This is a genomic window from Actinoallomurus sp. NPDC052308, assembly GCF_040679195.1.
Lineage (GTDB): Bacteria > Actinomycetota > Actinomycetes > Streptosporangiales > Streptosporangiaceae > Actinoallomurus > Actinoallomurus liliacearum.
Map to the genome: position 1 here is coordinate 205,188 of NZ_JBFAUM010000007.1, position 26,794 is coordinate 231,981.

Consider the following 26,794-nt stretch of genomic DNA (forward strand, 5'->3'; position numbering starts at 1 on the left):
CCCGATGACATCGCGATTCGAGCCGAACCGCAGGCAGTTCCTGCGGGCGGCGGGAGGATTCGCCGCCGTGGCGGCGATGCCGGCGGCGCTGACCGCGTGCGGCGGATCATCGAGCTCGGGCGGCGGCGGGAAGACGCTGCGCCTCGTCGGCGTGGCCGACCAGCAGAAGGCGCTCGACGAGCTGACCAAGCTGTACACACAGGCGAAGTTCGCGACGTCGTACGCGCCGACCGACCAGGTGCAGACCTCGCTGCGCACCCAGCTCGGCGCGGGCAACGCGCCCGACGTGCACGTCGTCTACCCGGGCAGCGGCAGCGCGATGTCGATGGTGGAGATCGCGCAGGCCGGACTGCTCGCCGACCTCAGCAAGCAGCAGTGGACCCAGGCGATCCCGGCCGGCCTCAAGCCCGCGTTCCAGCTCGAGGGCAAGACCTTCATGTACTCCGCGGGGTCCAGCGTGATCGGCGCGATCTACAACAAGAAGGTCTTCGAGCAGGCGAAGGTCGAACCGCCGAAGACCTGGACCGAGCTCCTCGACGTGTGCGACAAGCTCAAGAAGGCGGGCAAGATCCCGATCGCGCTCGGCGCGCAGACGGCCTGGGTCACCCAGCTGATCACGTACGCGCTCGTGCCGTCGACCGTGTACGCCAAGAACCCGCAGTTCGACGCCCAGATGAAGGCGGGCTCGGCGAGCTTCGCGCAGTCGGGCTGGCGGGACGCGATGAACATGTACCTGGAGCTGCAGAAACGCGGATTCTTCAACGCGAACCCCAACGGCACGACGTACGAGCAGCAGACGTCCATGGTGGCCACCGGCAAGGCCGCCATGGCCGTCCAGGTGTCGGCGGTGCTGCCCGACTTCCGCAAGGCCGCCACCAACGCCGATGACCTGGGGATGTTCCCGTTCCCTGGCGCGGACACCGAGGCGGGCGTGTGGATCCCCGCGGGCGTCGTCGTCGGCCTGGGCGTGAGCGCCCGCAGCCGGAACGCCGACGCGGCCAAGGCGTTCATCGAGTTCCTCGGCAAGCCGGAGAACATGAACCGCTGGGCGCAGGCGGTCGCCTGCATCCCGCTCAAGCGGGACGCGAACTCCAAGATCGACCCGGTGCTGGAGCCGTTCCTGCCGTTCATCGAGGGCAACAAGGCCGTGCCCTTCATGGACCAGGCGTGGCCGAACGCCGAGGTCCAGCCGACCCACTTCGCCGTCGTCCAGGACCTGCTGGCCGGCAAGACCACCGTGGACAAGGGGCTGGCGAAGATGGACGAGATCTACCGGAAGAAGTCATGACGCTCGTCACCCGTCGTGCCACCCGCTCGGCGACCACGCGCCCGGCGGCGCGCGGTCGCCGGACGGGCGCGCTGATCCCGCCGTGGTGGTTCGTCGCTCCCGCGCTGCTGGTGTACGCGCTCGTCGTCCTCTACCCGAGCGTCTCGGGCGTCGTGTACGCCTTCACCGACTGGAGCGGGATCGGCGACAAGTCGTTCAACGGCCTGGCGAACTTCCGGACGCTGTTCGGCGATGAGCGGGCCGTCGGCGCCCTGCGCAACACGCTGTTGCTGACCGTCGCGATCGTCATCGTGCAGAACGGCGTCGGGCTGCTGCTCGCGCTCGGCGTGCACGCGCGGATCAAGTCGCGGACCGCACTGCGGGTGATCTTCTTCGCGCCCGCGGTGGTCAGCCCGGTGATGATCGCCTTCCTGTGGAAGTACGTCTACAACCCCGACCCGCACGCCGGACTGAACGGCATCCTCGGCATGATCGGCCTGGGCGGGCTGCGGCAGGACTGGCTCGGCGACCCCTCGCTCACGGTGTGGTCGGTGGCCGGGATGGTCGTGTGGCAGTACGCCGGCTACTCGATGGTCATCTTCCTCGCCGGGCTGGAAGGGGTACCGCCGGAGCTGCACGAGGCCGCGATGATCGACGGCGCCGGCCGCTGGCAGCGGTTCCGCTACGTCACCTGGCCGCTGCTCGCGCCGTCCCTCACGATCAACGTGATGCTGTCCACCATCGGCGGGCTGAAGCTGTTCGACCAGGTGTACGCCGCGACCGGCGGCGGCCCCGGCTACGCCAGCGAGACCCTGTCGACGGTGCTGTACAAGCAGGCCTTCGTGTACGGCAAGTACGGGTACAGCACCGCGATCGCGCTCGTGCTCGCCCTGTTCGTCGCGGCGGTGTCGCTCGTGCAGATCGCCTACCTACGGAGAAGGGAGGTCACGGCATGACGCACCTGCGGTACGGCCTGCGGACGTTCGCCCTCGAACTCGTCATGATCGCGGTGGGGCTGGCGTTCCTGTTCCCGGTGTACGCGCTGATCGTGCTCTCGCTGAAGGATCCCAAGCAGATCGCGAGCACGCCGTTGTCCCCGCCGACCGCGCCGACGCTGGCCAACTACTCCCACGCGTGGTCGAAGGCGTCGCTGGGCTCGGCGCTGCTCAACAGCACCATGATCACCGTGGCCAGCCTGGTCTGCCTGATCGCGCTCGGCTCCTTCGCCGCGTACTTCCTGGCCCGCTGCGCCTCCCGGCTCGGCTACGCGCTGTACGTCCTCTTCCTGCTCGGCATCGTGCTGCCGTTCCAGCTCGGGATGATCCCGCTGTTCAAGCTGGTCGACCAGCTCGGCCTGCTCGGCACGTACCAAGGAATGATCGTGTTCTACACCGGCATCCAGCTGCCGTTCACGATCTTCCTCTACACCGGGTTCATCCGGGCGCTGCCCCGCGACTACGCCAACGCGGCGCTGATCGACGGCGCGTCGCACCTGCAGGCGTTCACCCGCGTGGTGTTCCCGCTGCTGCGGCCGATCACCGGCACGGTGCTGATCCTCAACGCCGTGTTCATCTGGAACGACTTCTTCACGCCGCTGCTCTACCTCGGCGGCTCCGCCAAGGAGACGGTTCCGGTGCGGGTGTTCTCGTTCGTCGGGCAGTACGTCTCCGACTACGGTCTCGTCTTCGCCGGTCTCGTGCTGGCGGCGCTACCGATCATCGTGGTCTTCCTGGTGCTGCAGCGCTACGTCATCCGTGGCTTCGCCGGGGGGCTGAAGGGATGACCGGCCTGCCCTCGCGGCTGGCGGCGGTGCTGCGCGATCCGCCGCCGGAGTTCTCCCCGGCCGCGATCTGGTGGTGGAGCGGGGAACGCCTGGACCGCACCCGCCTGCGATGGCAGCTCGAGCGGTTCGTCGCGGGCGGCGTGCACAACCTGGTCGTGCTCAACCTCGCGCCGTCGGGGCCGATGTTCGGCTCCGACGCCGACGACCCGGCGTTCTTCACCGAGCCGTGGTGGGAACTGCTCGACGGTGTCTGCGCCGACGCCGCGGAACTCGGCGCCTCCCTGTGGTTCTACGACCAGCTCGGGTTCTCCGGTGCCGACCTGCAGGCCCGGCTGGTCCAGGAGGCGCCGGAGTACGCCGGCCGCTGGCTGCACCGCACCGGCGTGGTCCGCCGCGGCTTCGACTACCTCTCGGCGGACGCCTGCGCCACCCTCCTCGACCGCGTGCACGGGGAGTTCGAACGGCGCCTGCCGCACCGGCTGGGCTCGGTCATCGTCGGGTCGTTCCAGGACGAGCTGCCGGCCCTGCCGACGTGGTCGCCGCACTTCGCCGAGGAGTTCGAGCGGCGGCGCGGCTACGACCTCACCCCGTACCTGCCGGCCCTGTGGACCGGCGATCCGGGCGGCGCGGACGTCCGGCACGACTACCACCGCACCCGCTCCGAGCTGGCCGAGGAGGCGTTCTTCCGCCCGCTCGCCGAGTGGCACGACCGGCACGGCCTCCTACACGGATGCGACCAGCAGGACCCCGCCCGCGCCGGGGACCCGGTGGACGGCGTCCGGCTGTACGCCGACTACGCGCGCACCCACCGGTGGTTCGGCGCGCCCGGCTCGGACCACCACGGCGACGCGCGGATCCACTCGTCGCTGGCCCACCTGTACGGGCGGCCGCGCACCTGGATCGAGGCGTTCCACTCCAGTGGCTGGGGCGGCACGCTGGAGGAGACCTTCGACTGGCTGCTGCCCTGGCTGCGGACCGGCGCGAACCTCTACAACCCGCACGCCGTCTACTACACGACGAAGGGCGGCTGGTGGGAGTGGGCGCCGCCGTCCACCGACTGGCGTCAGCCGTACTGGGCGCACCACAAGGTCTTCGCCGACGCGGTCACCCGGCTGTGCGCCGCGCTGTCCCTCGGCGACCACGTGTGCGACGTGGCGGTGCTGCTGCCGACCACGACCGCGCAGGCCGGCGCCCGGCTCGACGGGGTCGACGACGACGCCGTGCGGGCCCAGAGCATCTACCGCGAACTCGTCGGCGACATGGCGTGGTTCCACACGGTCCCCGGCACCCTCGACCGGTTGCGGCTGGACGCCGACGTGATCGACGACGACTCCGTGCACCGGGCCACCGTGTCGGACGGGCGGCTCCGGGTCGCCGGAGAGGCGTACGCGACGATCATCCTGCCGGGCTGCACCGTGCTGGACGCCGAGACGGCCCGCCGCCTGGACGAGTTCGCCGCCGCGGGCGGCAACGTGATCGCCGTCGGCGCGCTGCCCGAACGCACCGTCGGCACAACATCGCAGCCGGGGACCGGCGACGTCCTGACGCGGCTGCGCGAACGCTTCGCCGACCCGTCGGTGCCCGGCGCGACCTTCGTCGGCTCCGCCGGCGAGCTGACCGTGCCCGGACCGCCGCGGGTCGAGGCTCCGGTGCCCGTCCTCGTCCGCGCGGTCGACGGCGCGACCCTGGTCTTCGTGACCGCCGCCGTCCCGCACGCCAGTGACGTGTCGGTCGGCCGTCCCGACGAGCGGGGGATCGACCTCGGCTGGCTGGACGCGACGTACGACTTCGACCCCGGCCGGTACGCGACCGAGACACGCGTGCGGGTGCGCGGCGTACGCGGCGAGCCGCTGCTCGCCCGCCCGTTCGGCGGGACGGTACGCCCGCTCGCGTACGAGCGGAACGGCGACGTCACCGAGGTCGTGGTGCCGTTCGACGACGGTCCCGCCGCCCTCATCATCTTCCCGGACCCGGCCACGGCCGGACCACCCGGCGCTCCGAGCGGTCCGGCGCTCGGAGCGTCGGGTGTGGCCCCGACGGCCACGGCCGAAGCGGGCTCTCGCGACGGCGCGCCGGAGACCGCCGGTTCCGGCGACGGCCGCGCATCCGGCGGAGCCGATATCGCGTCCGGGGGAGTCGCAGGGCGGCGCGACCTCCCGGGCGAGGACGATGCCGTGTCCGAGGAGGCCGCCGGGTGGCGCGACCTGGGCGCCACCTGGGACATGGAGCTCATCGGCACGCTGGACAACACCTGGGGGGACTTCGCCCGGCCGGTCGGCGAACCGCCCGGACCGGCGCGGTGGACGTTCCGGCATCGGGTCGAGACGGCGGGCGACGACGGCCTGCGGGACGGCTGGGCGGAGGCCGGGTGCGACGACGCGGCCTGGACGCTCGCGCACGCGACGTTCGGCCCGCACGCGCTCGCCGTCGGACCCGCCCGCCCCGGCGACCTGCCCGGACCGTGGCCCGAGGAGGGCGCGGGGTGGCGGCCGCTCGGCTACTCCACCTCGCGCGGGATCCACAAGGACCCGATCCACCGCGAGACCCTGGGCCCCAAGGGGCACGTGCCGGAGGAGTTCCTCGACCTGGGCGACGTGGCCGCGGGGCAGACGGTGCGGCTGCGCACCGTGCTGATCGTCCCGGAGGCCGTCGAGGCGACGCTCGCGGTCGGCGCGCCGGCCGCCAAGACCATCTGGCTGGACGGCGTGGAACCGCCCATGGACGACGGCGGTTACCTCGCCACCGCCCCGGTGCGGCTCGGCGCGGGAAGACACGTGCTCGACCTGCGACTCGTCCCCGAGGAGGACGTACGGCTGCGGGCGCACATCGCGCTGGTCCGGGACCCGCGTCGGTACCGGAGACCGGAGTGGATCGGGCCGGCGGGACCCCCACGGCCCGGCGCCCGCGTCGCGCTCGGCACGAGCATCCATCTGGACGCCGTGCCGGACCGCGCCGTGCTGCAGATCGCGGCGGCCGAGCCGTGCCGGGTGCTCGTCAACGGCACCGAGGCCGGTCGCCAGGGCGGCTTCGACCCCTACGCCGAGCACGACGCCCCGCGGGTGCGACGCTACGAGGTGGCGGGCGCGCTGCGCGCCGGGGCCAACGAGCTGACCGTGGAACTGACCGAGCGGGACGTTCCCGTCGCGATCCTCGTCGACCGGGACTTCGGCGGCACGCCGGACGGGACCTGGCGGGCGGTGCGGGACGGCGTGGCGGTCGAGGTCGCCGCGCGCCGCCGGCAGTACGGCGATCCGGCCGCGCTGCACCTGTGGCGGCGGCCCCATCCGCTGCCCGGGACCGCCTGGCTGGAGGCGCCCGAGGCGGGCGACGACACCTGTGTGCTGCCGGTGGTGTTCGCCGTGCCGCGTACCGGGCCGGAGCGGGTGGAGTGGTTCCGCTTCGCCGTCCCGCCCGGCGCCACCCGGATGGAGCTGCGGCCGCACGGCGACGTGCGGGTCTTCGTCGACGGCACCGAGCACCCCGTGACCACGGCGGATCCGGAAGGGGCCGCCGAACCGCCGGTCCGCGGCGTCGACCTCGACGGCGGGCCGGGCGCACGGTGCGCCGCCGTGCGGGTGCGGACGCTGCCGGGGTACGAGGAAGGTGCCGCTTTCGCCGAACCCGTCCGTTTCGAGGTCGGCCCCGGCCGGATCGAACTCGGCGACTGGGCGACCGTGGGACTCGCGGAGCACAGCGGAGGCGTCCGGTACCGCCGCCGGATCGAGCTGGACCACGGGACGAACACGACGCTCGACCTGGGACGCGTCCGCGGCACCGCCGAGGTGATCGTGAACGGCCGGTCGGCGGGCGTCAGGGTGTGCTCGCCGTACCGCTTCGATCTGACGGAGCTGGTCCGGCCCGGCCCGAACGAGCTGGAGATCGTGGTGTTCGGCACGCTCGCGCCCTATCTCGACGCGGTGAGCCCCACCCACTTCGTCTTCCCGGGCCAGTGCGTCTCCGGTCTCATCGGCCCGGTCCGTCTCCGGCACTGAGCCGGCGGGTCGCCGGGAGTCTTGAGCGCCTCCGTCGGTTCGTGCCGATGATCAGGCGTCGGAGTCGATGCGGTAGCCGACGCCTCGGCTGGTCTTGATGGTGTCGCGTGCGAAGGGACGGTCGACCTTGTCGCGCAGGTACCGGATATAGACGTCGACGACGTTGGAGCCGCCCTCGTAGGCGAAGTCCCACACGTGGTCGATCAGGTGGGTGCGGCTGAGGATCTGGTCGGGTCGGCGCATGAGCTCGTGCAGCAGCTCGAACTCCTTCGGCGAGAGCCGGATGTCGACGTCGCCACGCCGTACGGAGCGGGTGCTCGGATCCAGGGTGAGGTCGGCCACCCGGAGGACGGCCGGGCGATCGGCCGGGTCGCGGCGGATCAGCGCGCGCAGCCGCGCGGACAGTTCCTCGAGCGCGAACGGTTTGGTCAGGTAGTCGTCCGCGCCCGCGTCCAGGCCGCGGACTCGGTCGGGAACCGCGTCGCGGGCGGTGAGCATCAGCACCGGCGTCCACCGGCCCTGCTCGCGCATGCGGCGGCAGACCTCGAACCCGTCCGGGGCCGGGATCATGACGTCGAGGACCACCACGTCGTAGTCGATCTCCGACACGCTCCACAACGCGTCCGTGCCACCGGCGACGGCATCGACGGCGTATCCCTCTCCTCGCAGGGCACGCTGGAGCATAGCGGCCATCGCGGGGTCGTCCTCGACGAGGAGCAACCGCATGCACACAGCCTATGACCTGCTGCTTCGCTCGGCTTCGCCCTGCTCCGCCTCGGCCGTGACCCGGCACTGGAACCTGATCGTCTCGACCCGGGCGGTCAGCCGGGCGAGCCCGGAGTTGATCTGGTTGAGCTCGCTGAAGATCTCCTTACCGGCCGCCTCGATCCGCCTGGCCGCAGCGAGGTGACGCATGGCCAACAGATCGGTGGTGCGGTCGGCACGGTGAATCGCCATCAAGACCAGGGAGAAGGAGACCAGGGCGATACCGGGCATGATGACGTCGAGGGCTGCGGCGGAGCTCAGGCCACGGCCGTACGAGCCGATGAGCGCCAAAGCGACCGCCATGACGACCAGGACGCCGGCCAGGAAGGACCAGGACCCCAGCAGGTCGCCGGCGAGCCGGCGAGCGCGCCGGGTCCGGTCGCGCCCGTGGCAGCAGTGGTGAGTGACCTCGGGTCCCATCGAGTGGATGGAAGGTGTGGTCGCTTTCATGGGTCCACAGTGGGCCGGCCCGGATGAGAGGACCATGAGATCGGGGAGGTGAGCCGCCGTGCGAATGGCGCCGGGCTCGCTGCGCGGCCGGCTGCTCCTGGCCTTCACGCTGGGCACGTCGGTGGCGCTGATCCTTTGCCTCATTCTGCTGTACGTCCTGCTCGTCGAGCAGTTGAACGCCGCCCTGGACGAGGACCTGGCCGAGCGGAGTCACGATGTGGCGACCGCGGCCACGCGGGGGGACATCGGCGCGGCCGGTCGTGACCCGCTGGCGCAGCTGTACGCCGATGACGGCACGCTGATCATCGGTTCGCCCGCGCTTGCTCGCGTCCGGCTGCTGAGCGTCTCGGAGGTGCGTGGTTTGACCGGCCGGCGGGTGGTCCACCGGTCGCTGCCGCCGCGGGGCACACCGGTGCGGATGCTGACGCGCCGGATCCGCGAAGGACGTGTGCTCGCCGTGGCGGTACCGACCCGGCCGATCAATGTCGCCCGGAGCCGTCTCGGGTGGGTCCTGTTCCTGGCCGCTCCCACGCTGGTGGGCGTGCTGGCGCTGGCCGCCTGGGGAGTGATCCGCGCCGCGCTGGGGCCGGTCCGCCGGCTGACGCGGGAGGCGGCTGCGATCTCCTCGCTGGATACCGGATGGCGGTTGCCGACCGTGCCGGGCCACGACGAGATCGCGGAGCTGGCTCGTACCCTGGAGGCGCTGCTGGCCCGGTTGCGCGTCGCGTTCGAGCGAGAGCGCGCGTTCGTCGACGACGCCAGTCATGAGCTTCGCGGCCCGATCGCCGTCCTGCGGGGACAGCTCGAACTCGCCCGTGCCACCGTCGGCGAGCATCGCCAGGTCGATAGGCTGCTGGGGGCGGCTTTGATCGAGACCGACCGGCTGACCCGGCTTACCGATGATCTCCTGCTGCTGGCCCGGGAACGCGCCGGAACGCTGCTCCTGCGCCGGGAGCCCCTCGACCTGCTCGATCTGGCGGTCGCCGAGGCACGCCGCCTGGAACCGGTCCTGGGCGTGCGGATCGGCGTCACCGGAGACCCGGCGGTGGTCGACGCCGATGCGGACCGGCTGCGCCGGTTGATCGCGAACCTCGCCGGCAACAGCGCCGCCGCGGGGGCACGAGCGGTGCTGCTGACGATTCGTCGTCACCCGCACCAGGTGACGATCGAGGTCGCCGACGATGGCCCTGGATTCCCGCCGGACTTCGTCGACTCGGCCTTCGAACGCTTCACCCGGGCGGACACGGCCCGTACGCGAGGCTCGGCGGGTGCCGGTCTGGGGCTGTCGATCGTTCGCAGCATCGCCGCCGCCCACGGCGGCAGCGTGGACGCGAGAAACGGGCCGCCCCTCGGCGGCGCGGTGATCGCCGTTCACCTGCCCGTCTGAGGGACGACGGTCCACGGTGGCGCGGCGCGCGCGCCGGCCATCCCGGTCTCACAGTCCTCTCATCGGGGCCTGTCCACTCTGATTTCCGTGAGCACTACGAGAGGTTCCAGCCCAGATGGTGAGGTCGGCGCGACCGGTTTCCAGCCGAGCGCTGCGATCGCGCGCGCGAAGTGGCTCGCGGGGAGCGGCCGGTTTCGGGTCAGACGGCCCGGGACGCTGTACTGGCGGCGCCGGTTCCCCGGAACCACGGAGCACATCAGCCACGCTCGCGGGTTCATCCGGTTCCTGCTGGCCGACTCGGCTGCGGCGTTCGACGCCGCCTGGGTGGTCGGAGAACTGGCCACCAACGCGGTCCGGCACTCACGGTCGGGGTCGGCGGACGGGGCGTTCACCGTAGAGGTGATGCGTTGGGGCCGGTTCGCGCAGATCCAGGTCACCGATGCCGGAGACGGCCGCGGACCCGTCCTTCCCCGGGCCGATGCCGAGACGGTCGTCGCCCGGGGCGAGCCGCCGCCCGAGAGCGGGTTCGGTCTGCGCGGGGTCGGCGCGTTGGCGCGCCGATTCGGCACCTATCGGCAGCCGGACGGTAGCCGGGTCGGGTGGGCCCGGCTACCGTCCGACCCCTTCCCCGGACCCGCGGGCTGAGGGGCCGCTGCTCTCATGCCGCCGGACCGCCCGGTGTCACGAGCCCGCCGGCATCTCATCACTGTTTCAGCGGTCCCCGGCGGCGCGGACGCGCAGACAAGGCCCAGACGCCGTGAACCGGCTCCGCGTCCGCGTCTCTTCGTCTGTTCGCTTCGCGCGCCGGCGGCCGTACGGCCGCCGGCGCGTCAAGGGTGGGTTCAGCCTCGAACGCCGAGCGCTCGGCCGAGGGTGTGGAACAGGTCGGTCTGGTCGGTCACCCCGACCACGTTGGCGGCCTGCGGACCCTGCGCGGCGATGCGGACCTCGGTGCCGGTGTGCTCCTGGGACTGACCCGGCGTGTTGGTCGCGTAGTTGATCTTCATGTTGGCGCCATCGGCGGTGATCAGCGTCGCGGTCTGACCAGGGCTCTGAGTCTCCACCGGGATGATCTGGCTGGTGTGCCCGTGGTCGGCCGTGACGACGACGAGGGTGTCACGGTGGTGGCGGGCGTAGTCCAGCGAGGCCTGGACCGCGCGGTCGAACTCGACGTGCTCGCCGATCTGCCCGCAGGGGTTGGCGGCGTGGTCCTGCTTGTCGATCGACGCACCCTCGATCTGCAGGAAGAAGCCCTTCTTGCTGTGCTCGGTCTGGGCGTCGAGGAGGCTGATCGCCTTGTTCGCCATGTCGCGCAGGTGCGGGCCGCTGAACTGACTGTTCGTCGTGCACCGGGCCGGATCCGTCCCACCGACCTTCGCCAGCGGACCGGTCCACTCCAGCGGCAGGTTGCCGTCCGCGAACACGCCGAGCAGCTTCTTGCCCGGCTTGGCCGCCGCCAGCCCGGAGGCGTCCGTGACGACGTTGTAGCCCGAGGCGGCGGCCTGGTCGAGGACGGTCTTGCCCTTGAACGCGCCAGCCTTGATCGTCTGGGCGAACCGTGCCTTGCCGCCGCCGAGGTAGATGTCGGCGCCGGTCTGCACCTGCTGCTCGGAGATCGAGCCCGGACCGCCGTTCACCTTGTCCTGCTGCGGGCACTTGGCCATGTCGGCGGGCCCTTCACAGGAGCGGTCGGCGACGTGGGCGGCCAGCACCGCCGGGGTCGCGTCGCCCAGCTCGGCGGTGGTGACGTCGCCGGTGCGGAATCCGGCCTTCTTCGCCAGTTCGAGCACCGTGGACTGCGGCTTGCCGTCCGGAGTGACCGAGATCGCGCCGTTGTAGGACTTGTGCCCGGTGGCCCAGCCGGTCCCGCTGGCGGCGGAGTCGGTGACATAGTCGGGCTTGCTCGGGTCGTCCTTGTTCACGGAGTACGTGGTGTACGCACCGGTCAGCGGCAAGGTGTCCATCGCCAGGCGACCCGCGGCGCCCTTGGCGTAGTTGCGGGCGATCGTGATCTCCGAGTCGCCCATGCCATCGCCGATCAAGAGGATGACGTTGCGAGCCCGGCCGCTCTTGATCGCCGCGCGTACGGAGTCGGTCCGGTCACCGCTCGACGCGAAGGTGGGTACCGCGGCCGCCGCGCAGACGCCGACCGCGGTGACGGCGACGATGCTCCGGCGGAACAACCTCAAAGACGAGGCCATCAAGCTCTCCTCTACAGGAACTGGCTGATCGATGAGGGCACTCCACCGTCGCGAGATGGCCTCTCCCGGCGATGTCGGTAAAGACAATGCAAAAGAAACCTCAAGAAGGGGTGAAATGAGTTGTCGCGGCTACGAGTCGATGAGCCCCGCGTCGTGCGCGAGCAGTCCCGCCTGCGTGCGGTTGACGCACCCCAGTTTGTCCAGGGTGCGTGACACATAGCCCTTGACGGTGGCCTCGGAGAGGAACAGCCGCGCCGCGATCTGCGCGTTCGACAGGCCCTCGCCGAGGCCGGCCAGCACCTGGGCCTCCCGTTCGGTCAGCGTGCCGACCAGGTCGCGCGCGCGTTCCCGGGCCGACAGGCCGTCCGTCGACACCGCGATGAGCCGGCGGGCGGCGGCGGGCGACAGGACGGTGTGCCCCTGGGCCGCCGCGCGCACCAGCCCGATCAGCTCCTCCGGCGGCGTGGACTTGACCAGGAAGCCGGTCGCCCCGGCCCGCAGGGCACGCAGCACATACGGGTCGGCGTCGAAGGTCGTCAGCACCACGACGTTCGGCGGGTCCGCCAGCTCGTTGATGCGCTCGATCGCGGTCAGGCCGTCCATGCCCGGCATGCGCAGGTCCATCAGGACGACGTCCGGGCGGTTCCGCCGGACGGCTTCGAGGCCGGCCGCCCCGTCGTGTGCCTCGGCGACGACCTCGATGTCCTCGGCCGAGCCGAGGATGGTGCGCAGGAACGCCCGCACCATGGGCTCGTCGTCGACCAACAGCACTCGGGGCATGCTCACACCGTCGATTCCGCAGTAGGTACGTACGCGGGCAGCGTGGCCTCCACGCTGAACCCGCCGTCGGGACTGGGCCCGGCACGCAGTCTGCCCTGCACCAGCTCGACGCGCTGCCGCAGGTGGGTGATGCCCAGACCGGAACCGGAGCCGGCGAGTGCGCTGCTGGGTCTGCCGGTCGGTGGCGTGTTGTGCACCGTGAGCCGCAACCGCGTCTCCGCGTACTCGACCCGTACGGTCACCCGCGCGCCGGGCGCGTGCTTGCGCACGTTGGTCAGGGCCTCGCGCAGCACGCGGTAGGCGACGCGCCCCATCACCGGTGAGGCGAGTGCCGGGTCGCCCTCCTGGATCAGTTCGGTGGGTATCCCCACCGCGATCGACTCGGCGACCAGGTCGTCGAAGCCTCCCACCGAGGGCGTGTGATCGCCGTCGGACGCGGCGCGCAGGATGCCGACCACGTCGCGCAGCTCCTCCAGGGCCTGGCAGCCCGTCGCCCGCAGGTCCTCCGCGGCCTGCCGGGTCGCCTCGTCCTTGGCGGTCACGCGCAGCGCGCCGGCCTGCAGCACCATCAGGCTCACCCGGTGGGTGACCACGTCGTGCATTTCACCGGCCAGCCGCGCGCGCTCCTCCGCGCGCGCCCGCTCGGCCAGCAGGTGTTGCTCCCGCTCGGCCCGCTCGGCCCGCTCCACCAGCGCGCAGACCATCCGGCGGCGGGCGTCGAAGTACAGCGCCAGCAGCGGGCCGACTGCGGTGCGCAGCAGCCCGATCGTCATGGTCGTCACCGACGGCTCCCAGGGCCGCATGATGACGACGGTGAAGGCGGCGAGCGCGACGAGCGCCGCCTTGCGGTTGCGCTGGTAGAAGAGCGGACCGTACGCGGCCAGCACGGTGGACAGGGGGGCCCAGGAGTTCCCGTCGTGCGCCGGCGTCAGCGCGCCCACCGGTGAGATCAGCAGCGTCACCGCCAGCGTGAACGCGCCGAGCACGCCGATGACGGTGAGCGGGGCGACGCGGCGGATGGCCAGCGAGCCGCAGGCGAGCGCCTGCACGCCCAGCATGACCCAGGCGAGGGGGCCAGGGTGCTCCGGCCACCAGGTGGCGTGGACCAGCGTCAGTCCGGTGTCGAGCAGTCCGAACGCGACGGCGATCGCCACGTCCAGGGCGACCCGGTGCTCTCGGCGCCACGGCCCCTTTGTCATGCCTCATACCGTAGGGAATGCGGGCCGCGGTCTCACCCGCGCGGGAATCACGCAGAACGTCCGTCCTGGGCGGACCCTACGAAAGTCGTATGCCACCCCCTGCGCGTGGCCCCTTCGTCGCTCCCGGAACCGACGGCCGGCCCTGCCGCGCCGGGGGCCCGCCGCCCTGGAATAGGGGCATGGCCACGACGAACGATGCCGTCACGACGACCCCCCGGCTGGGTCGCTACACGATCGACCCGAACCGCTCCTCCATCACGTTCCGAAGCCGCCACTTCTTCGGCCTGCTGCCGGTGACGGGCACCTTCGCGATCCGCAGCGGAACGATCGACGTGGCCGAGCCGCTCGCCGAGTCGAACCTTCGGGTGGAGGTCGACGCGGCGAGCTTCCACACCGGCAACGACCAACGGGACGCGCATGTACGGTCGGCGACGTTCCTCGACACCGGCCGCCACCCTCTGATCACGTTCGTCTCCGACGGCGTGGACGCCACCACGGTCTCCGGCACGCTCACCGTGTGCGACGTCTCGCGGCCCGTGAGCCTGGCGATCGCAGGCTCCGAGGTGGCCGCGGAGACCTTCACCGTGCGTGCCACGACGCGGGTCGACCGTCACGACTTCGGTGTGACGGCGTCCCGCCTGATGGCCGGGCGGCACGTCGACCTGACGCTGGACGTCACCTGCGTGCATCGCTGACCGTGACGACCACCGAAGCACAGGGGAGAAGGACCATGACCACCGCGGTCGTGGTGGAAGGCCTGCACAAGTCCTACGGCACGGTACGGGCCGTGGACGGCGTGAGCTTCACGGTCGAGCACGGCGAGATCTTCGCGCTGCTCGGCCGTAACGGCGCAGGCAAGACCACCACCATGGAGATCCTTGAGGGGTTCCGCGCCAGGGACGGCGGGCGTGCCGAAGTGCTCGGCCTGGACCCGGGAGACCCGGCCACCAAGCGGCGGCTGAGCGAACGCGTCGGTCTCGTGCTGCAGGACATCGCGGTCGAGCCGTACCTGACGGTCCGCGAGACGATCGCCCGCAACGCCGGCTACTACGCGGCGCCGCGCGACATGGACGAGGTGATCGGCCTGGTCGACCTCGTCGGACATGAGAAGAAGAAGGTCCGCGTGCTCTCCGGCGGCCAGAAGCGCCGCCTGGACCTCGCCCTGGGGATCATCGGCGACCCGGACCTGCTCTTCCTCGACGAGCCGACGACCGGGTTCGATCCGAACGCCCGTCGAGGTGCCTGGAAACTGGTGCGGAATCTGCGTGACGCGGGGATGACCATCCTGCTCACCACGCACTACATGGAAGAGGCGCAGGCGTTGGCCGACCGGGTGGCCGTGATCGCCGCCGGGCGGATCGTGGCCGAGGGAACGCCGGACACCCTCGGCGGACGCGACATCGCGCGGACCCGCATCCGTTTCGAACTGCCGCCGGAATGCGCGGTCACCGATCTGCCGGTGGCCGCCGTGCCGGGCGATGACGGCCTGGTCACCGTGGAGTCCGCGGACCCGACCGGGATGCTGCACCGGCTGACCGAATGGGCGCTGAGCCGCGGGGTGGCGCTCGCCCGGCTGACCGTCGACCGGCCCAGCCTGGAGGACGTCTACCTGCATCTGACGAGCGACCAGCGGGCGCCGGAACGCACGCTGGAGAGGAGCGCGCCGTGAGTGTCGCAGTCCCGGAAACGGCGCATCGGCAGGTCGCACCTCGCCGCGGCGCCGGCCTGTTGTGGCACCAGATCCGCTACGAGCAGCTGACCTTCTGGCGCAACCCGCAGAGCGCGTTCTTCACCTTCGTGTTCCCGGTCCTGATCATCTCGATCTTCGGCGGGTTGTTCGGGCACGCCAAGGACACCTCGTTCTACTACGGCGGGGACGCGCTCCAGTACTACGTGTCCACGATCATCGCGATGTCCGTGCTGGGCTCCTGCTACAGCCAGTTGGCCGTCGTGCTCGCGACCCGGCGCCAGACCGGCATCCTGAAGCGGGTCCGGGCGACACCGCTGCCCGCCTCCGTGTACTTCGTGGGCCTGCTGGCGCACTGCGTCCTGGTGAGCTTCGTCGACGTCCTGCTCATCATCGTGGTCGGCCGGTGCTACGGGCTCTCGCTGCCCGCGTCCGCGCAATGGCTCTCGATCGTCGTCTCCCTGGTGCTCGGCGCGACGGCCTACTGCGCGCTGGGCACCGCGTTGGCCTCGATGATCAGGAACGCGGACGCCGCGCCGGCGGTCGTGCAGTTCGTCATGTTCCCGCTGATGATCATCTCCGGCACCATGGTGCCGATCCACGGTGCCATCGGCACCATCGCCGGCGCGCTGCCGGTGAAGCCGTTGAACGACGCGCTGCTGACCGCCTTCACCGGCGGCGGCTCCGGCTTCCAGTGGCATGACCACGGCACTCTGCTCGCGTGGGGCGCGGTCGGCGCGGTGGTGGCCATCCGCCGGTTCCGCTGGGACCCCCGGCCGGAGTAGCCCGAGACCCCACCGCTCCGGCTGTCGGATCGTGCCGCTGGGTGCGCACCCTGCACGACGAATACCCGCAGGTCGTCCACATCGCCGCCGACCGGACCGACACCACGGTCGAGATCCTGCCCGCCGACGCCTCCAAGGGCCGCGATGTGAAGGCCGCCGAGCAGACCACGGTCGACTACGCCGACGGCGTCCTGCGGATCGAGACCGCGGTGAAGAACCAGTACTTCGGCCCGTCCGGGTCCATCGAGGTGACGGTCCAGCTGCCCGCGGGTTCCGGCATTGAGGCCAAGGCCGCCAGCGCCGAATTCTCGACCACCGGACCGCTCGGCGACATCACCTACGAGAGCTCGGTCGGCGCCGCCGTCCTGGACGCCGGCACCTCCCCCGGCCGGATCACCAACGCCCTCGAGAACGACGGCACCGCCGACCTGACCATCACCGCGACCACCTCCAACGGCGACATCACCGCGCGCAGCCTGTGATCAGCGGCCTCCATGCCCGCAGCACCGACCGCATCGTCGGTGCTGCGCGCTGAGGGGAGGCGGTGCGTCGCCTCTCGGGGGTGGGCGTACCGAATGCTCGGGAAAGGCCGCGCGGTCGCGCTGATATGCGGGCTTCGCCCTCTTCCTGGCCCGCGATCGCCGAGCATCCGGTATTCCTTGGGCCGGTGACCGAAAGCCGTTCCGGTTGCCGCCTCGGCTGATCGGTATGACCAACCCGCTCCTATCGGGCAATGGCCGGCCTGGTCTCCGTGCTGTCATGGAGCATCACAAGATCAACCGGTCGGGTCCTGGAAGGTCGCGCCGGGGAGCGGCTTGGCGGTAAGAGGATGTGCGCGTCGCCTGGGGCGGCGGCGACGCGTCGGTCGGCCGCCTGCCGACGTCGGATGGGTGTGTCCGTGATCCCCTGTCGGTGCGCGCTGCGGGTGGTGGCGCGCGTCGGTCCGGTAGGGACTGACCGAAATCCGGTGCGGGAGCAGCCGCGGAGTGACCGCCGTCGCGAAACGGCCCCGAAACGGAAACTGGGCGCTCTCGGTGGGACCGAGAACGCCCAGCTCACTGCCGGTGCGCCGCCAGGGACTTGAACCCCGAACCCGCGGATTAAGAGTCCGCTGCTCTGCCAATTGAGCTAGCGGCGCTTGCGACGTCCGTAACTCTAGCAGCCCCCTTGCCCTAGTTGCGAATCGATTGATCCGCCGCCCGTAAGGCCAGGTCAGCGAGGTCGGCGGCCGGCCTGCCAGAGGGTGATCGCGGCCGCGCGCGAGCCGACCTTCAGCTTGGCGTAGATGCGGTTCACGTGGTTCTTCACCGTCTTCTCGCTGAGGAACAGCTCCCGGGCGATCTCGCCGTTGGAACGGCCGCCGGCGATCAGGTCCATGACCTCGGCCTCGCGGGCGGACAGGTCGAGGTCGGCGCGGCCGGCGTCGCGGAAGACCTGGAGGAGTTCGCGGGCGGTGAACCGGTCGGGGGTGAGGTGGCCGGTGGCGCCCTCGCGGAGGGCCGCCGACGCGGCCGTGGGCTCGTTGCAGACGACGAAGACGCGCGCTCTGCGGCTCAGAGGGGCCGCGTGGGCCGCGAACTCCGGGCCGAGGATCACCAGGTCGGGTCTGAGGCGCTCGGCGGCCTCCAGGGCCTCTCCTGGCGCGGTGGACTCACCCGGCTCGTTCACCACATCGAGCTCGTCGCTGTCCTGCAGCAGCGAGATCAGGGCGGGGTCGCCGTCGACGACCAGGACACGTAGCGGCAGCGGACCGTCGGAACTCATCCTGCCTCCGGGGGACGCGGTCACGCGGGGGCGTGAGCCGGGCGGTGTCGGAAGGGAGACGAAGGCCGTGGGGCACCGGAAAAGGGCGACGGCCCCGGCGCGTGCGCGCCGGGGCCGTCATCATGGGGTGAGTGAGGGGACTTGAACCCCCGACACCCAGGACCACAACCTGGTGCTCTGCCAACTGAGCTACACCCACCATGTCCGCACGAGGCGGCTTGATGAAGTGTAGCGGTTCTCGGGACCTCATCGGTCACCGATATTCGTCGCGATGGCGCGGGCCGTCTCCGAGTCGGGTCCCGGTTGGGGGACGAAGACCGCCTCGCGGTAGTAGCGGAGTTCGGTGATGCTCTCGGTGATGTCGGCGAGGGCGCGGTGACCGCCCTTCTTCTCGGGGCTGGCGAAGTACGCCCGGGGGTACCAGCGGCGGGCCAGCTCCTTGATCGACGACACGTCGATCATGCGGTAGTGCAGGTGGGCGTCCAGGGCGGGCATGTCGCGGGCGAGGAAGGACCGGTCGGTCGCGATCGAGTTGCCGCACAAGGGGGCCTTCTTCACCCCGGGAACGTGGGTGCGGACGTACTCGAGGACGCGGTTCTCCGCCTCGGCCAGGGTGATCCCACCGGGCAGCACGTCGAGCAGTCCGGAGGTCGTGTGCATGTCGCGCACGACCTTCGACATCTGCGCGACGGCCTCCTGGGGCGGTTTGATCACCAGGTCGATGCCCGCGTCGAGGATGTTGAGCTCACTGTCGGTCACCAGGGCGGCGATCTCGATCAGCGCATCGCGCCGCAGGTCGAGCCCGGTCATTTCACAGTCGATCCAGACCAGCCGGTCGTTCATGACCTTCACCATAAGTCCTGTCAGGATACTTTGAGTGAGGTCAGCAGCAGATCCAGGTCTCCCTGGTGCTTGTGGCTGTCGGGAATCGAGACGTAGAACTCCGCCGGCGCCTGGCCGTTCCCGCGGTCGACCATCATGATCGCGGCCGTCTCCGCGCGGAAGTTCCAGCCTTGCGACTTGGCCTGGGGGAAGGTGAGCCGCAGCTTCAGGAGCCAGCCTTGGTGCCCGCCGACGGACTGGGCCGCGGAGGACAGGATCTGGTGGGTGTGCGCGGGGTAGGCCGACGGCTCCAGCGCCACGAACAGGGCCTTGGCCTTCACCTCCATCGAGGGGGAGGTGGTGTCGGTGCTCACGCCGCTGTAGGCGCTGGCGACGTACGGCTGGCCGTTCTGGAAGTTCTTCATGACGGTGGCCGTCTCGCCCTGGTCGAAGCCGAGTCTGCCGAGGCCGCCGGTCGCGGTGACGGTGTCGGCGCGCCATCCCCCGCCGAGCCGGGGGTAGGAGATCCCGGCTTGGGAATCGGTGATGGTCGCGACGACCGGGGAACGGCCGCCCTTGTCGTTCCCGCCGCCGAAGACGTTCGTGGCGAAGAGGACCGCCACGACCGTGATGATGATCACAACGGCGGCACCGCCGCCGATCAGGAGGGGGAGCCGGTTGCGGCTCTCCGGGGCCGGTGGGCCGGGCGGGGGCCACGCCGAGGGGACCGCCTGCCCGGGGCCCGTTCCCGGCCATGCCGGAGCGGCTCCCGGGCCGGTCTCCGACCACGCCGGAGCCGCTCCCGGGCCCGCCTCCGGCCATGCCCCCGGGGCTCCCGGGCCCGTCTCTCCCCAGGGCGGGGCCGTGTCGCCCCACGCCTGCGTCGCCGGTCCGCCGGCGCCGGGATCACCCCACGCCCGCGTCGCCGGTCCGCCGGCGCCGGGTTCGGCGCCCTCCTGCGGAGCGGGTTCGCCCGTACCGGGCGGGGGCCCGGCCGGCGACGCGCCGTCCCAGGGCGCCTGGGGGTCGCCGCCGAGAGGATGGGTGTTCTGGGTCCACTGGTAGCCGTCCCACCAGCGCAGAAGTCCCGGATCGCCGAACGGATCGCGGTACCAGCCCGCAGGAGTCATGCGGTCAGGGTATGTGGCTCATGTCACTATTCGGAATACCTGATTCCCGGCCGTAGCCGAGGGTCGGGGACCGGTTCGCCGAGGGTCTCCTGGACCGGGAGCACGCCCGCCCAGACGTCCAGCGCGTAGTCCTCCTCGTCGTCGATGGGCGGCGCCTGGCGGATCTTCACCGACGCCTCGTCGAGCGGCAGGGCGAGGACCGCGGTGGCGGCGAGTTCCTTGCGCGTGGGATGCCGGGCGACGTCCCAGCGGCCGGGCGTCATGTTCTCGACCACGGCCCGCAGCCCGGTGAGCTTCTCCTCCGGGTCGGTGACGTGCCGGGGGCGGCCGTAGACCACGGCGCTGCGGTAGTTGATGGAGTGGTTGAACAGCGAGCGGGCCAGGACGAGGCCGTCCATGTGGGTGACCGTGACGCAGATCTCATCGTCCGCGCGGAGGCTGACGGCGCCCGTCGAGCCGTGGAGGTAGAGGGTGTCCCCGTCGCGGCCGTACCCGGTCGGCAGGACCCGGGGGGATCCGTCGATGATCACGCCGAGATGGCAGATGCGGCCGGCGTCCAGGACGTCGTACAGCGCCTGCCGGTCGGTGGCGGCGCGGTCGGAGTGGCGGCGGACGCGCGTGCGCTCGGTGGCGGAGAGCGCCGGTACGCGGGGAGATGCCTCGAGCGGCGGCGGAGTCGTCATGGCCACGACGGTAGGGTCGAAGTGGCCTGACGGGTATGGCCACTTCTCAGCGGGAAACGGGAACCACTTTGTCGCGGGACCACTTCGACCTGCCCCTCGTCGTCGATCGCGACGCCGGGACGCCCCTCAGCGTCCAGCTCGGCGGGCAGTTGCGCGCGGCGCTGAGCGAGGGACGGCTGAAGGCCGGCGAACGCCTTCCCTCGAGCCGGGCGCTGGCGTCCGCGCTCGGCGTCAGCCGTACCGTCGTGAGCGAGGCGTTCGAGCAACTGTACGCCGAGGGCTGGATCGAGGGCCGGCACGGATCGGGGACGTACGTCGCCGACATCGCCCCGCCGAGCGGCGGGCTCCTGCGCGCGGCCCGGCCGGTGCCGGCCGACCCGGCGCCGGCCGGCGAGGCCGCGATCGACCTGCGGCCGGGCGTTCCCTGGGTGCACGGACTGGACACGCCCGCGTGGCGGCGCGCCTGGCGGCTCGCGGCGACCGTGACCCCGGCGGGCCGGCCCGACCCGCGCGGCCTGCCCGGACTGCGCGTCGCGCTCGTCGACTACCTGCGGCGCAGCCGCGGCGTCACGTGCCCGGTGGACCGGGTCCTGGTCACGAGGGGCGCGACGCATGGCCTGGACCTGCTCGGCGCGGTGGTCCTGCGGCCCGGCGACCGGGTCGGCGTCGAGGAGCCGGGCTACACCAAGGCCCGCGCGACACTGGCGACGCGCGGGGCGGAGGTGGTGCCGTGCCCGGTGGACGCGTCGGGGCTGATCGTCGACGCGCTGCCCGACGGGCTCCGCATCGTGTACACGACCCCCTCGCACCAGTACCCGCTCGGCGGCCGACTGCCGGTGCCGCGCCGTCAGGCGCTGCTGGCGTGGGCGCGGCGCAACGGCACGCTGATCGCCGAGGACGACTACGACAGCGAGTTCCGGTACGACGTGGCGCCGTTGCCCGCGCTGTACGGGCTGGACCCGGAGGTGACGGTCTACCTCGGCACCACCTCGAAGACACTGGCGCCCGACGTCGGCGTCGGCTGGCTGGTGGCGCGCCCGGACCTCGTCGCGGCCATCACGGACCTACGGGAGCGCGTCAACGACCGGACGGCGGTGGTCCCCCAGGAGGCCGTGCGCATCCTCCTCGAGCGCGGCGACCTCGACCGGCACGTACGGCGGATGCGGACGGAGTACGCGCGGCGGCGGGCCGCCGTCGTGGCGGCGCTCGGCGAGTTCCCGCTGCTGGGGGACACCGCCGGGCTGCACATCGTCGTCGAGTTGCCGCCGGACGCGGCGGCATGTGTCGTCGAGCGCGCGGCGGAGCACGGCGTCCTGCTCGCCACGCTGGACCGGCGGTTCGGCGGACCGCCGTCCGTGCACGGCCTCGAGATCGGTTACGGCTCCGCCACGGAGGCCCAGGTCAAGAGCGGCTGTTCGCTGGTGCGTGCGCTGGTCCGGGAGGCTCTATCCGGTCCGGCGCGTGCAGCCGCCGGCTGAGCAGCGCGTCGGGGTCCGCCGGGGCGGTCTCCTCACCGGGTGCCACCCGGGGCCGGGGAATTCCCACGGGCGCGTCCGGGCCGGTGATCTTCTGGGTGTCGATCCGGCCGGGATCCGAGGAGATCGACCCGGGTACCTGGGACGCGCCGTAGTACCCGCCACGCGCCCAGGGCCGGCGCCTGCGGACGGCGTCGTACGCCTCCGGCCGGGGCAGCGGCGGGCCGGCGGGCCACCGGCGGGGCACGTGCCAGCCGTCGAGCCAGCCGACGATCCGCTCCAGGCCCGTCAGGGGACCGGTCGTGAACGGCTCGCGGGCGAACCCGACGACGACGATCTGGAAGCAGGCCCGGCCTTCGCGGCCCACCTCGTCGGGAAGGAGTTTCGCGGCCCGCGTGGCGGGCACCATCTGCACGATCTCGCCGGTCCAGGGATTCCAAACGAGGTGGGCGCTGCGTCCTTCCTGCTCCAGACGCTGGGCGACCGAGCGTGCGGAGATTCGGCGTGGGTCGGTTTCGCTGGTGTGCCAGACCGCACGAGGCGCGCCGCCCTTGGGCGATCCACCGTCATGCGCGGTATGCAGGCGTCCGGCGCCAGGCAGCCATGCGTCGGCCACGGTCTGTTCCTTCCATCGGGTCGGATTGGTGCCCGGATGGTTTTCAGTGGGCTGGGGAGCTTCGTCCCATTCAGGGGGCGTTTCGGGGGAACGGTCACCTTTCTAGTTCCTGATACCCCAACGGGTCGATTGCCTACCCCTGGTGACTCTTCGCTACTCGCCCCGACCGGATCCGGCCGGGGCGGGGGCGATTGGCGTCCATCTACCGAGTCGCGTTCTAATAGGCGCTGTGTGGCGCGCGACCGGCCGGGACGAGCGCCATGGACCGAAGTGGAGGGGCCCATGACCGAGCGAAGCGAGGGAATCGGCAACGCAGTCCCTCCGGTCACTTCTCCGACGAAGGAGGCTTCATGACCGAGGTGGCCGGTGTTCCCGGGATCGACGTCCCCCGGCTGTCGTCGTGGCTGACGGACAACCTGACCGGCGGCGACGTCCCGATCACGGGCATCGACATGCTCGCCGGCGGCCGGTCCAACCTGACCTACCTCCTGCGGCTCGGCGACCGGCGCGTCGTGCTGCGCCGCCCGCCTCTCGGCCACGTGCTGCCCACCGCCCACGACATGCGCCGGGAGCACACCGTGCTGTCCGCGCTGGCCGGCAGCGACGTCCCGGTGCCCACCCCGCTGGCGTTGTGCCTGGACGAGGACGTCATCGGCGCGCCCTTCTACGTGATGGAGCATGTCGAGGGCAGGGTGCTGCGCACCGTCGAGGACGCCGTGGACGTCACGCCCGAGCAGGCCCGCGCCCTGAGCGAGCGCCTGGCGGACGCGTTCGCCGCCATCCACCTGCTCGACGTCGACAAGGCCGGGCTCGCCGGGTTCGGCCGTCCCCAGGGCTACATGACCCGTCAGCTCGCCCGCTGGCGCAAGCAGTGGGACGCCTCCTTCTCCGCGGACCCCACCGCCGGGGACGACGTCCGCGCGTCGTACGAACGGCTCGTCGAGCGGCTCGCCGCGCGCCTGCCGGGCGACGGGATCACCGGCCTCGTCCACGGCGACTTCCGTCTCGACAACGCGCTCGTACGGCTGGCGCCCGAGCCCGAGATCGCCGCGGTCGTCGACTGGGAGATGTCCACGCTCGGCGACCCGCTGTCCGACCTCGGGCTGACGCTGGTGTACTGGACCGATCCCGGCGACGACGAGCGCGAGGCGATCCCGGTCGGCTCGACGGTCACGACCGCGCCCGGTTTCCTGTCGAGCCGGGAGTTCGCCGACCGCTACGCCTCGGCCACCGGATACGACCTGGCCGACCTGGACTTCTACGTGGCCTTCGGCTGCTTCAAGCTCGCCGTGGTGCTGGAGGGCATCCACGTCAGGTACCTGCAGAAGGCGACGGTGGGCGAGGGCTTCGACCGGATCGGCGAGTCCGTGCCGATCCTCCTCGACCGCGCCCACCGCACCCTCGACGAGGGCTGAGTCACCGCTCCGGGCCCCGCCGGCCGACTCGCGGGCCGGGGCTACGGCTCGGGGGTCTCGCCGGCGTGCAGCCGCTCGGCGAGCCCGGCCAGCAGCGTGAGCGTCGCCCGATGCAGTCCCGGACCGAACGTCACCCGGCGCACCCCCAGCTCGCCGAGCCGGGCGAGGGAGGGCATGCCGGGCCGGTACAGCACGTTGAGCGGTGCGGGGATCCGGTCGGCGAGCTTCGCGATCGTCTCCTCGTCGGAGACCATGATGACGAAGACGCCGTCGGCTCCCGCGTCGAGGTAGGCGAGGGCGCGGCCGACGGCCTCCTCCAGGCGTTCGGCGTCCGACGCGCCGGGCAGCACCCCGTCGGCGTACGCGTCGACCCGGGCGTTGATGAAGAGGTCGCGGTCGGCGTCCCGCAGCGCCGCGATCCGCTCGGCCTGCGCGGTCACGTCGGCGAGGGCGCGGCCCGCGTCCGGTGCGCCGTGCACGGTGTCCTCGAGGTTGCAGCCCGCGGCGCCGGCGTCGCGCAACCGGGCGGCCAGCTCGGCCGGCGGCAGTCCGTACCCGGCCTCGGCGTCGACCGACACCGGGACGTCGACACCGCGGGTCACGCGACCGGCCGCGGCGAACATCTCCTCATACGGCGCCTCCTCCCCGTCGCCGTACCCGAGGCTCGCGGACACCGCGTGGCTCGCGGTCGCGATCGCGGGGAACCCGGCGTCCACGAGCACGCGGGCGCTGGCGGCGTCCCAGGCGTTCGGCAGGATCAGGGGAAGGCCCCGGTCGTCCGGGTGCTCCTCGTGCAGGGCGCGCAGCAGCGCCTTCTTGGCAGGCAGGTCCATGAGGTCGACCGTACGGGCCCGGCCGCGCCGCCGGTATGGCCACTCGGCGGCGATGGCCGGGGACCACCCGACGGCTCAGTAGTAGCAGTGCCAGGTGACGGACGCGACGGCGCCGGAGGAGAAGTACACCTCGCCCTCCTGGCCGTACCGGCACCGGCCGTAGCGGCTGACCGTGAGATAGGTGCGCGTGCCCGCGGCGAGGGTACCGCTGCCGCCCGTGCTGATGTTGCCGCTGGTGCCCGTGACGGACCAGGTGACCGAGCCGTTCGCCGCGTACAGGCTGATCTGGCACTGGTCTCCGTCTCCCATGTCGCACCCGGAGACGACGAGCGTGCCCGACTGCGGATGGGAGGGAGGCGTCGAGTGGTGCGGCGGGACGGAAGGATGCCGGGAATGGCGGGTCGGCGCGGCGGTCCTGGCGGGCGTGGACTTCGCCGGGGTCGGCGTCGGAGTCGGTGTGGGCGTGGGCGTGGGCGTCGGTGACTTCTTCTTGGCGGTCGGTGAGGCGTCCACGGATTGCGAGGGCATCGTGCCGTCGTCCGTCGGGGAGCCGCCCGGGGCCGCCGCGGCGGCGTGGCCGTCGGTGGGCTGCTCGCCGTTCGAGCCGCCCGACCCGGGGGACACGAGCAGGAAGCCGCAGAGGACCAGGACCGCGCAGGCCGCCGCGGCGGCGACGACCCACACCGGCGAGGCCCTGCGTCGTTTCGCGGGCGGCGGCTCGGGGGCGGCCGGCGGGGGGTCGAAGCGCATCGCGATGGTCGCCCGGGCCTGGGCGTGCTCGGGGGAGAACGCCGTGGCCAGGATGCGCCCGCGCAGGTTCGTGGGGAGGACGGCGACGGGCATGGCCCGCAGCAGCAGGTCCACCGCGACCTCGCCGTTCACGCGCAGGGCACAGATCGGGCAGCCGTCGATGTGCCGGGCCAGCGCCGTGCACCGCTCCGCGTCGAGCGGCTCACCCGGCGGCCCCGCCAGGGCCGGAACGCTCGGGCAGTCCTCCCGGCCGGTCGCCGCGACGACGACCGCGGCGAGCGCGCCGTCGACGTCGGCCCGCGCCTGATCGACCAGCGCGGACGCCTCTTGCGGCGTCGTTCCCAGCACCTCGGACAGCTCATGCGGGTTCAGCTCGTGCCGTACGGCCAGGTCGAGGGCCTCGCGTTTTTCGGGGCCCAGCACGTGGAGCGCGCCGCGCAGGAACCCGAGGGTCGCCGCGTCCAGACCGTTCGCGACGCCGGTCTCCGGCGCCGGCCGGCGCTCGGCCGGCAGCTCGCCGTGCGCCAGTCGGCGCAGGCAGTCGGCGCGCGTCGTCGCGTACAGCCAGCCCCGGAACAGCCGAAAGTCCGGGAGCGCGCCGATGCGCTCCCGGACCGCGATGAGCGAGTCGTGCACGGCCTGTGCGGCCGCGTCCTCGTCGCGCAGCAGGACGTGGCAGTAGTCGAAGAGCCGGTCCGCGTACGCGGAGTAGAGCTGCGCGATGGCGTTGGTGTCCCCGGCGTCGAGTGCCCGTGCCAGCCGCTGGTCCTCGGCCCTGTCGATCCTCGGCCACCCGGCCACGTGCCCCTCCCCGCTGGTCGGTTCGTCCCCCAGTGCCCAGAAGTCCCAGGCGTAACATCAGTTCCCGAATACTGCCACTAACGCGGGCCTTATGACCGCCTTCTGCCACGAAAGTGCTCATACTGACTACGCTTCGCCGCCGGTTCCGGTGCGGGAGTTCCTGTCGAGCGTGACCGAAACCCGGTTCGGGAAGGCGCGGGACCGTCCGG

Annotated in this window: 24 protein-coding genes and 2 tRNA genes; 12 read left to right on the forward strand and 14 right to left on the reverse strand. The window is 71.9% G+C overall.

All coding sequences use genetic code 11. The annotated features are described in order from the left end of the window. Nucleotides 1-4: 4 nt before the first annotated feature. From AB0L00_RS21135 to AB0L00_RS21150, 4 genes are read left to right on the forward strand one after another with little or no spacing between them, the layout of a single operon-like run. Nucleotides 5-1,288, forward strand: a complete 1,284-nt coding sequence (locus AB0L00_RS21135; protein WP_364436610.1) for an extracellular solute-binding protein — start codon at nt 5-7, stop codon at nt 1,286-1,288. Then, entirely contained in the window at nt 1,285-2,223 is a 939-nt protein-coding gene (locus AB0L00_RS21140; protein ID WP_364436612.1) for a sugar ABC transporter permease, read from the forward strand. The genes AB0L00_RS21135 and AB0L00_RS21140 overlap by 4 nt, the downstream gene beginning before the upstream one ends. Then, nucleotides 2,220-3,050 (forward strand): carbohydrate ABC transporter permease, encoded by an 831-nt coding sequence (locus tag AB0L00_RS21145; RefSeq protein WP_345365370.1) that lies wholly within the window; start codon nt 2,220-2,222, stop codon nt 3,048-3,050. The genes AB0L00_RS21140 and AB0L00_RS21145 overlap by 4 nt, the downstream gene beginning before the upstream one ends. Further along, nucleotides 3,047-7,042, forward strand: coding sequence for a glycosyl hydrolase (locus AB0L00_RS21150; RefSeq protein WP_364436615.1), 3,996 nt, complete (start codon nt 3,047-3,049; stop codon nt 7,040-7,042). Before AB0L00_RS21145 ends, AB0L00_RS21150 begins: the two co-directional genes overlap by 4 nt. A gap of 51 nt (nt 7,043-7,093) precedes the next feature. Here AB0L00_RS21150 and AB0L00_RS21155 read toward each other — a convergent pair whose 3' ends face one another. Further along, nucleotides 7,094-7,768, reverse strand: coding sequence for a response regulator transcription factor (locus AB0L00_RS21155; protein WP_364436618.1), 675 nt, complete (start codon nt 7,766-7,768; stop codon nt 7,094-7,096). A 9-nt stretch (nt 7,769-7,777) separates the two neighbouring features. Beyond that, nucleotides 7,778-8,227, reverse strand: a complete 450-nt coding sequence (locus AB0L00_RS21160) for a hypothetical protein (protein ID WP_364436620.1) — start codon at nt 8,225-8,227, stop codon at nt 7,778-7,780. 94 nt (nt 8,228-8,321) lie between these two features. Here AB0L00_RS21160 and AB0L00_RS21165 point away from each other — a divergent pair, with 94 nt between their 5' ends. Beyond that, on the forward strand, nt 8,322-9,644 hold the full coding sequence (locus tag AB0L00_RS21165; protein WP_364436739.1) for an ATP-binding protein: 1,323 nt from the start codon (nt 8,322-8,324) through the stop codon (nt 9,642-9,644). Between the two features lie 87 nt (nt 9,645-9,731). Further along, the gene (locus tag AB0L00_RS21170) at nt 9,732-10,289 is read left to right on the forward strand and encodes an ATP-binding protein (protein ID WP_364436623.1); all 558 of its coding nucleotides are present in this window, start codon (nt 9,732-9,734) and stop codon (nt 10,287-10,289) included. A 197-nt stretch (nt 10,290-10,486) separates the two neighbouring features. On the opposite strand, the gene phoA is transcribed toward AB0L00_RS21170, so the two are convergent. From phoA to AB0L00_RS21185, 3 genes are all read right to left on the reverse strand, one after another. After that, entirely contained in the window at nt 10,487-11,845 is a 1,359-nt protein-coding gene (gene phoA / locus AB0L00_RS21175; RefSeq protein WP_364436626.1) for an alkaline phosphatase, read from the reverse strand. 129 nt (nt 11,846-11,974) lie between these two features. Continuing rightward, on the reverse strand, nt 11,975-12,625 hold the full coding sequence (locus AB0L00_RS21180; protein ID WP_364436629.1) for a response regulator transcription factor: 651 nt from the start codon (nt 12,623-12,625) through the stop codon (nt 11,975-11,977). 2 nt (nt 12,626-12,627) lie between these two features. Next, complete coding sequence (locus AB0L00_RS21185; protein WP_364436632.1) at nt 12,628-13,824, reverse strand: histidine kinase; 1,197 nt, start codon at nt 13,822-13,824, stop codon at nt 12,628-12,630. Between the two features lie 179 nt (nt 13,825-14,003). Between AB0L00_RS21185 and AB0L00_RS21190 the strand changes: the two genes are divergently transcribed. From AB0L00_RS21190 to AB0L00_RS21205, 4 genes are read left to right on the forward strand one after another with little or no spacing between them, the layout of a single operon-like run. Next, a complete protein-coding gene (locus AB0L00_RS21190) occupies nt 14,004-14,519 on the forward strand; it encodes a YceI family protein (RefSeq protein WP_364436635.1) in 516 nt (171 codons plus the stop codon). 35 nt (nt 14,520-14,554) lie between these two features. Next, on the forward strand, nt 14,555-15,493 hold the full coding sequence (locus tag AB0L00_RS21195) for an ABC transporter ATP-binding protein (protein WP_364436638.1): 939 nt from the start codon (nt 14,555-14,557) through the stop codon (nt 15,491-15,493). Beyond that, on the forward strand, nt 15,490-16,296 hold the full coding sequence (locus AB0L00_RS21200; protein ID WP_364436641.1) for an ABC transporter permease: 807 nt from the start codon (nt 15,490-15,492) through the stop codon (nt 16,294-16,296). The genes AB0L00_RS21195 and AB0L00_RS21200 overlap by 4 nt, the downstream gene beginning before the upstream one ends. A gap of 41 nt (nt 16,297-16,337) precedes the next feature. Then, nucleotides 16,338-16,778, forward strand: coding sequence for a hypothetical protein (locus AB0L00_RS21205; RefSeq protein WP_364436643.1), 441 nt, complete (start codon nt 16,338-16,340; stop codon nt 16,776-16,778). Nucleotides 16,779-17,361: 583 nt separating this feature from the next. On the opposite strand, the gene AB0L00_RS21210 is transcribed toward AB0L00_RS21205, so the two are convergent. From AB0L00_RS21210 to AB0L00_RS21235, 6 genes are all read right to left on the reverse strand, one after another. Then, nucleotides 17,362-17,434 (reverse strand) — tRNA-Lys (locus AB0L00_RS21210). Between the two features lie 74 nt (nt 17,435-17,508). Further along, on the reverse strand, nt 17,509-18,060 hold the full coding sequence (locus AB0L00_RS21215; protein WP_364436646.1) for a response regulator transcription factor: 552 nt from the start codon (nt 18,058-18,060) through the stop codon (nt 17,509-17,511). A gap of 123 nt (nt 18,061-18,183) precedes the next feature. Beyond that, nucleotides 18,184-18,259 (reverse strand) — tRNA-His (locus tag AB0L00_RS21220). Between the two features lie 47 nt (nt 18,260-18,306). After that, on the reverse strand, nt 18,307-18,903 hold the full coding sequence (gene orn, locus AB0L00_RS21225; RefSeq protein WP_364436649.1) for an oligoribonuclease: 597 nt from the start codon (nt 18,901-18,903) through the stop codon (nt 18,307-18,309). A 20-nt stretch (nt 18,904-18,923) separates the two neighbouring features. Beyond that, nucleotides 18,924-20,012, reverse strand: a complete 1,089-nt coding sequence (locus AB0L00_RS21230; RefSeq protein WP_364436651.1) for a DUF2510 domain-containing protein — start codon at nt 20,010-20,012, stop codon at nt 18,924-18,926. A gap of 26 nt (nt 20,013-20,038) precedes the next feature. Further along, nucleotides 20,039-20,695, reverse strand: a complete 657-nt coding sequence (locus AB0L00_RS21235; RefSeq protein ID WP_364436653.1) for a pyridoxamine 5'-phosphate oxidase family protein — start codon at nt 20,693-20,695, stop codon at nt 20,039-20,041. A 68-nt stretch (nt 20,696-20,763) separates the two neighbouring features. On the opposite strand from AB0L00_RS21235, the gene AB0L00_RS21240 reads away from it, so the two are divergent. Continuing rightward, complete coding sequence (locus AB0L00_RS21240; protein ID WP_364436656.1) at nt 20,764-22,173, forward strand: PLP-dependent aminotransferase family protein; 1,410 nt, start codon at nt 20,764-20,766, stop codon at nt 22,171-22,173. Here AB0L00_RS21240 and AB0L00_RS21245 read toward each other — a convergent pair. Next, complete coding sequence (locus AB0L00_RS21245) at nt 22,097-22,786, reverse strand: hypothetical protein (RefSeq protein ID WP_364436659.1); 690 nt, start codon at nt 22,784-22,786, stop codon at nt 22,097-22,099. The two genes, AB0L00_RS21240 and AB0L00_RS21245, sit on opposite strands and share 77 nt — an antisense overlap. 350 nt (nt 22,787-23,136) lie before the next feature. Here AB0L00_RS21245 and AB0L00_RS21250 point away from each other — a divergent pair, with 350 nt between their 5' ends. Next, entirely contained in the window at nt 23,137-24,201 is a 1,065-nt protein-coding gene (locus tag AB0L00_RS21250; protein WP_364436662.1) for a phosphotransferase family protein, read from the forward strand. Between the two features lie 41 nt (nt 24,202-24,242). On the opposite strand, the gene AB0L00_RS21255 is transcribed toward AB0L00_RS21250, so the two are convergent. Next, entirely contained in the window at nt 24,243-25,034 is a 792-nt protein-coding gene (locus AB0L00_RS21255) for an isocitrate lyase/phosphoenolpyruvate mutase family protein (RefSeq protein ID WP_364436665.1), read from the reverse strand. Between the two features lie 75 nt (nt 25,035-25,109). After that, nucleotides 25,110-26,585, reverse strand: coding sequence for a hypothetical protein (locus AB0L00_RS21260; RefSeq protein ID WP_364436667.1), 1,476 nt, complete (start codon nt 26,583-26,585; stop codon nt 25,110-25,112). Nucleotides 26,586-26,794 lie beyond the last annotated feature (209 nt).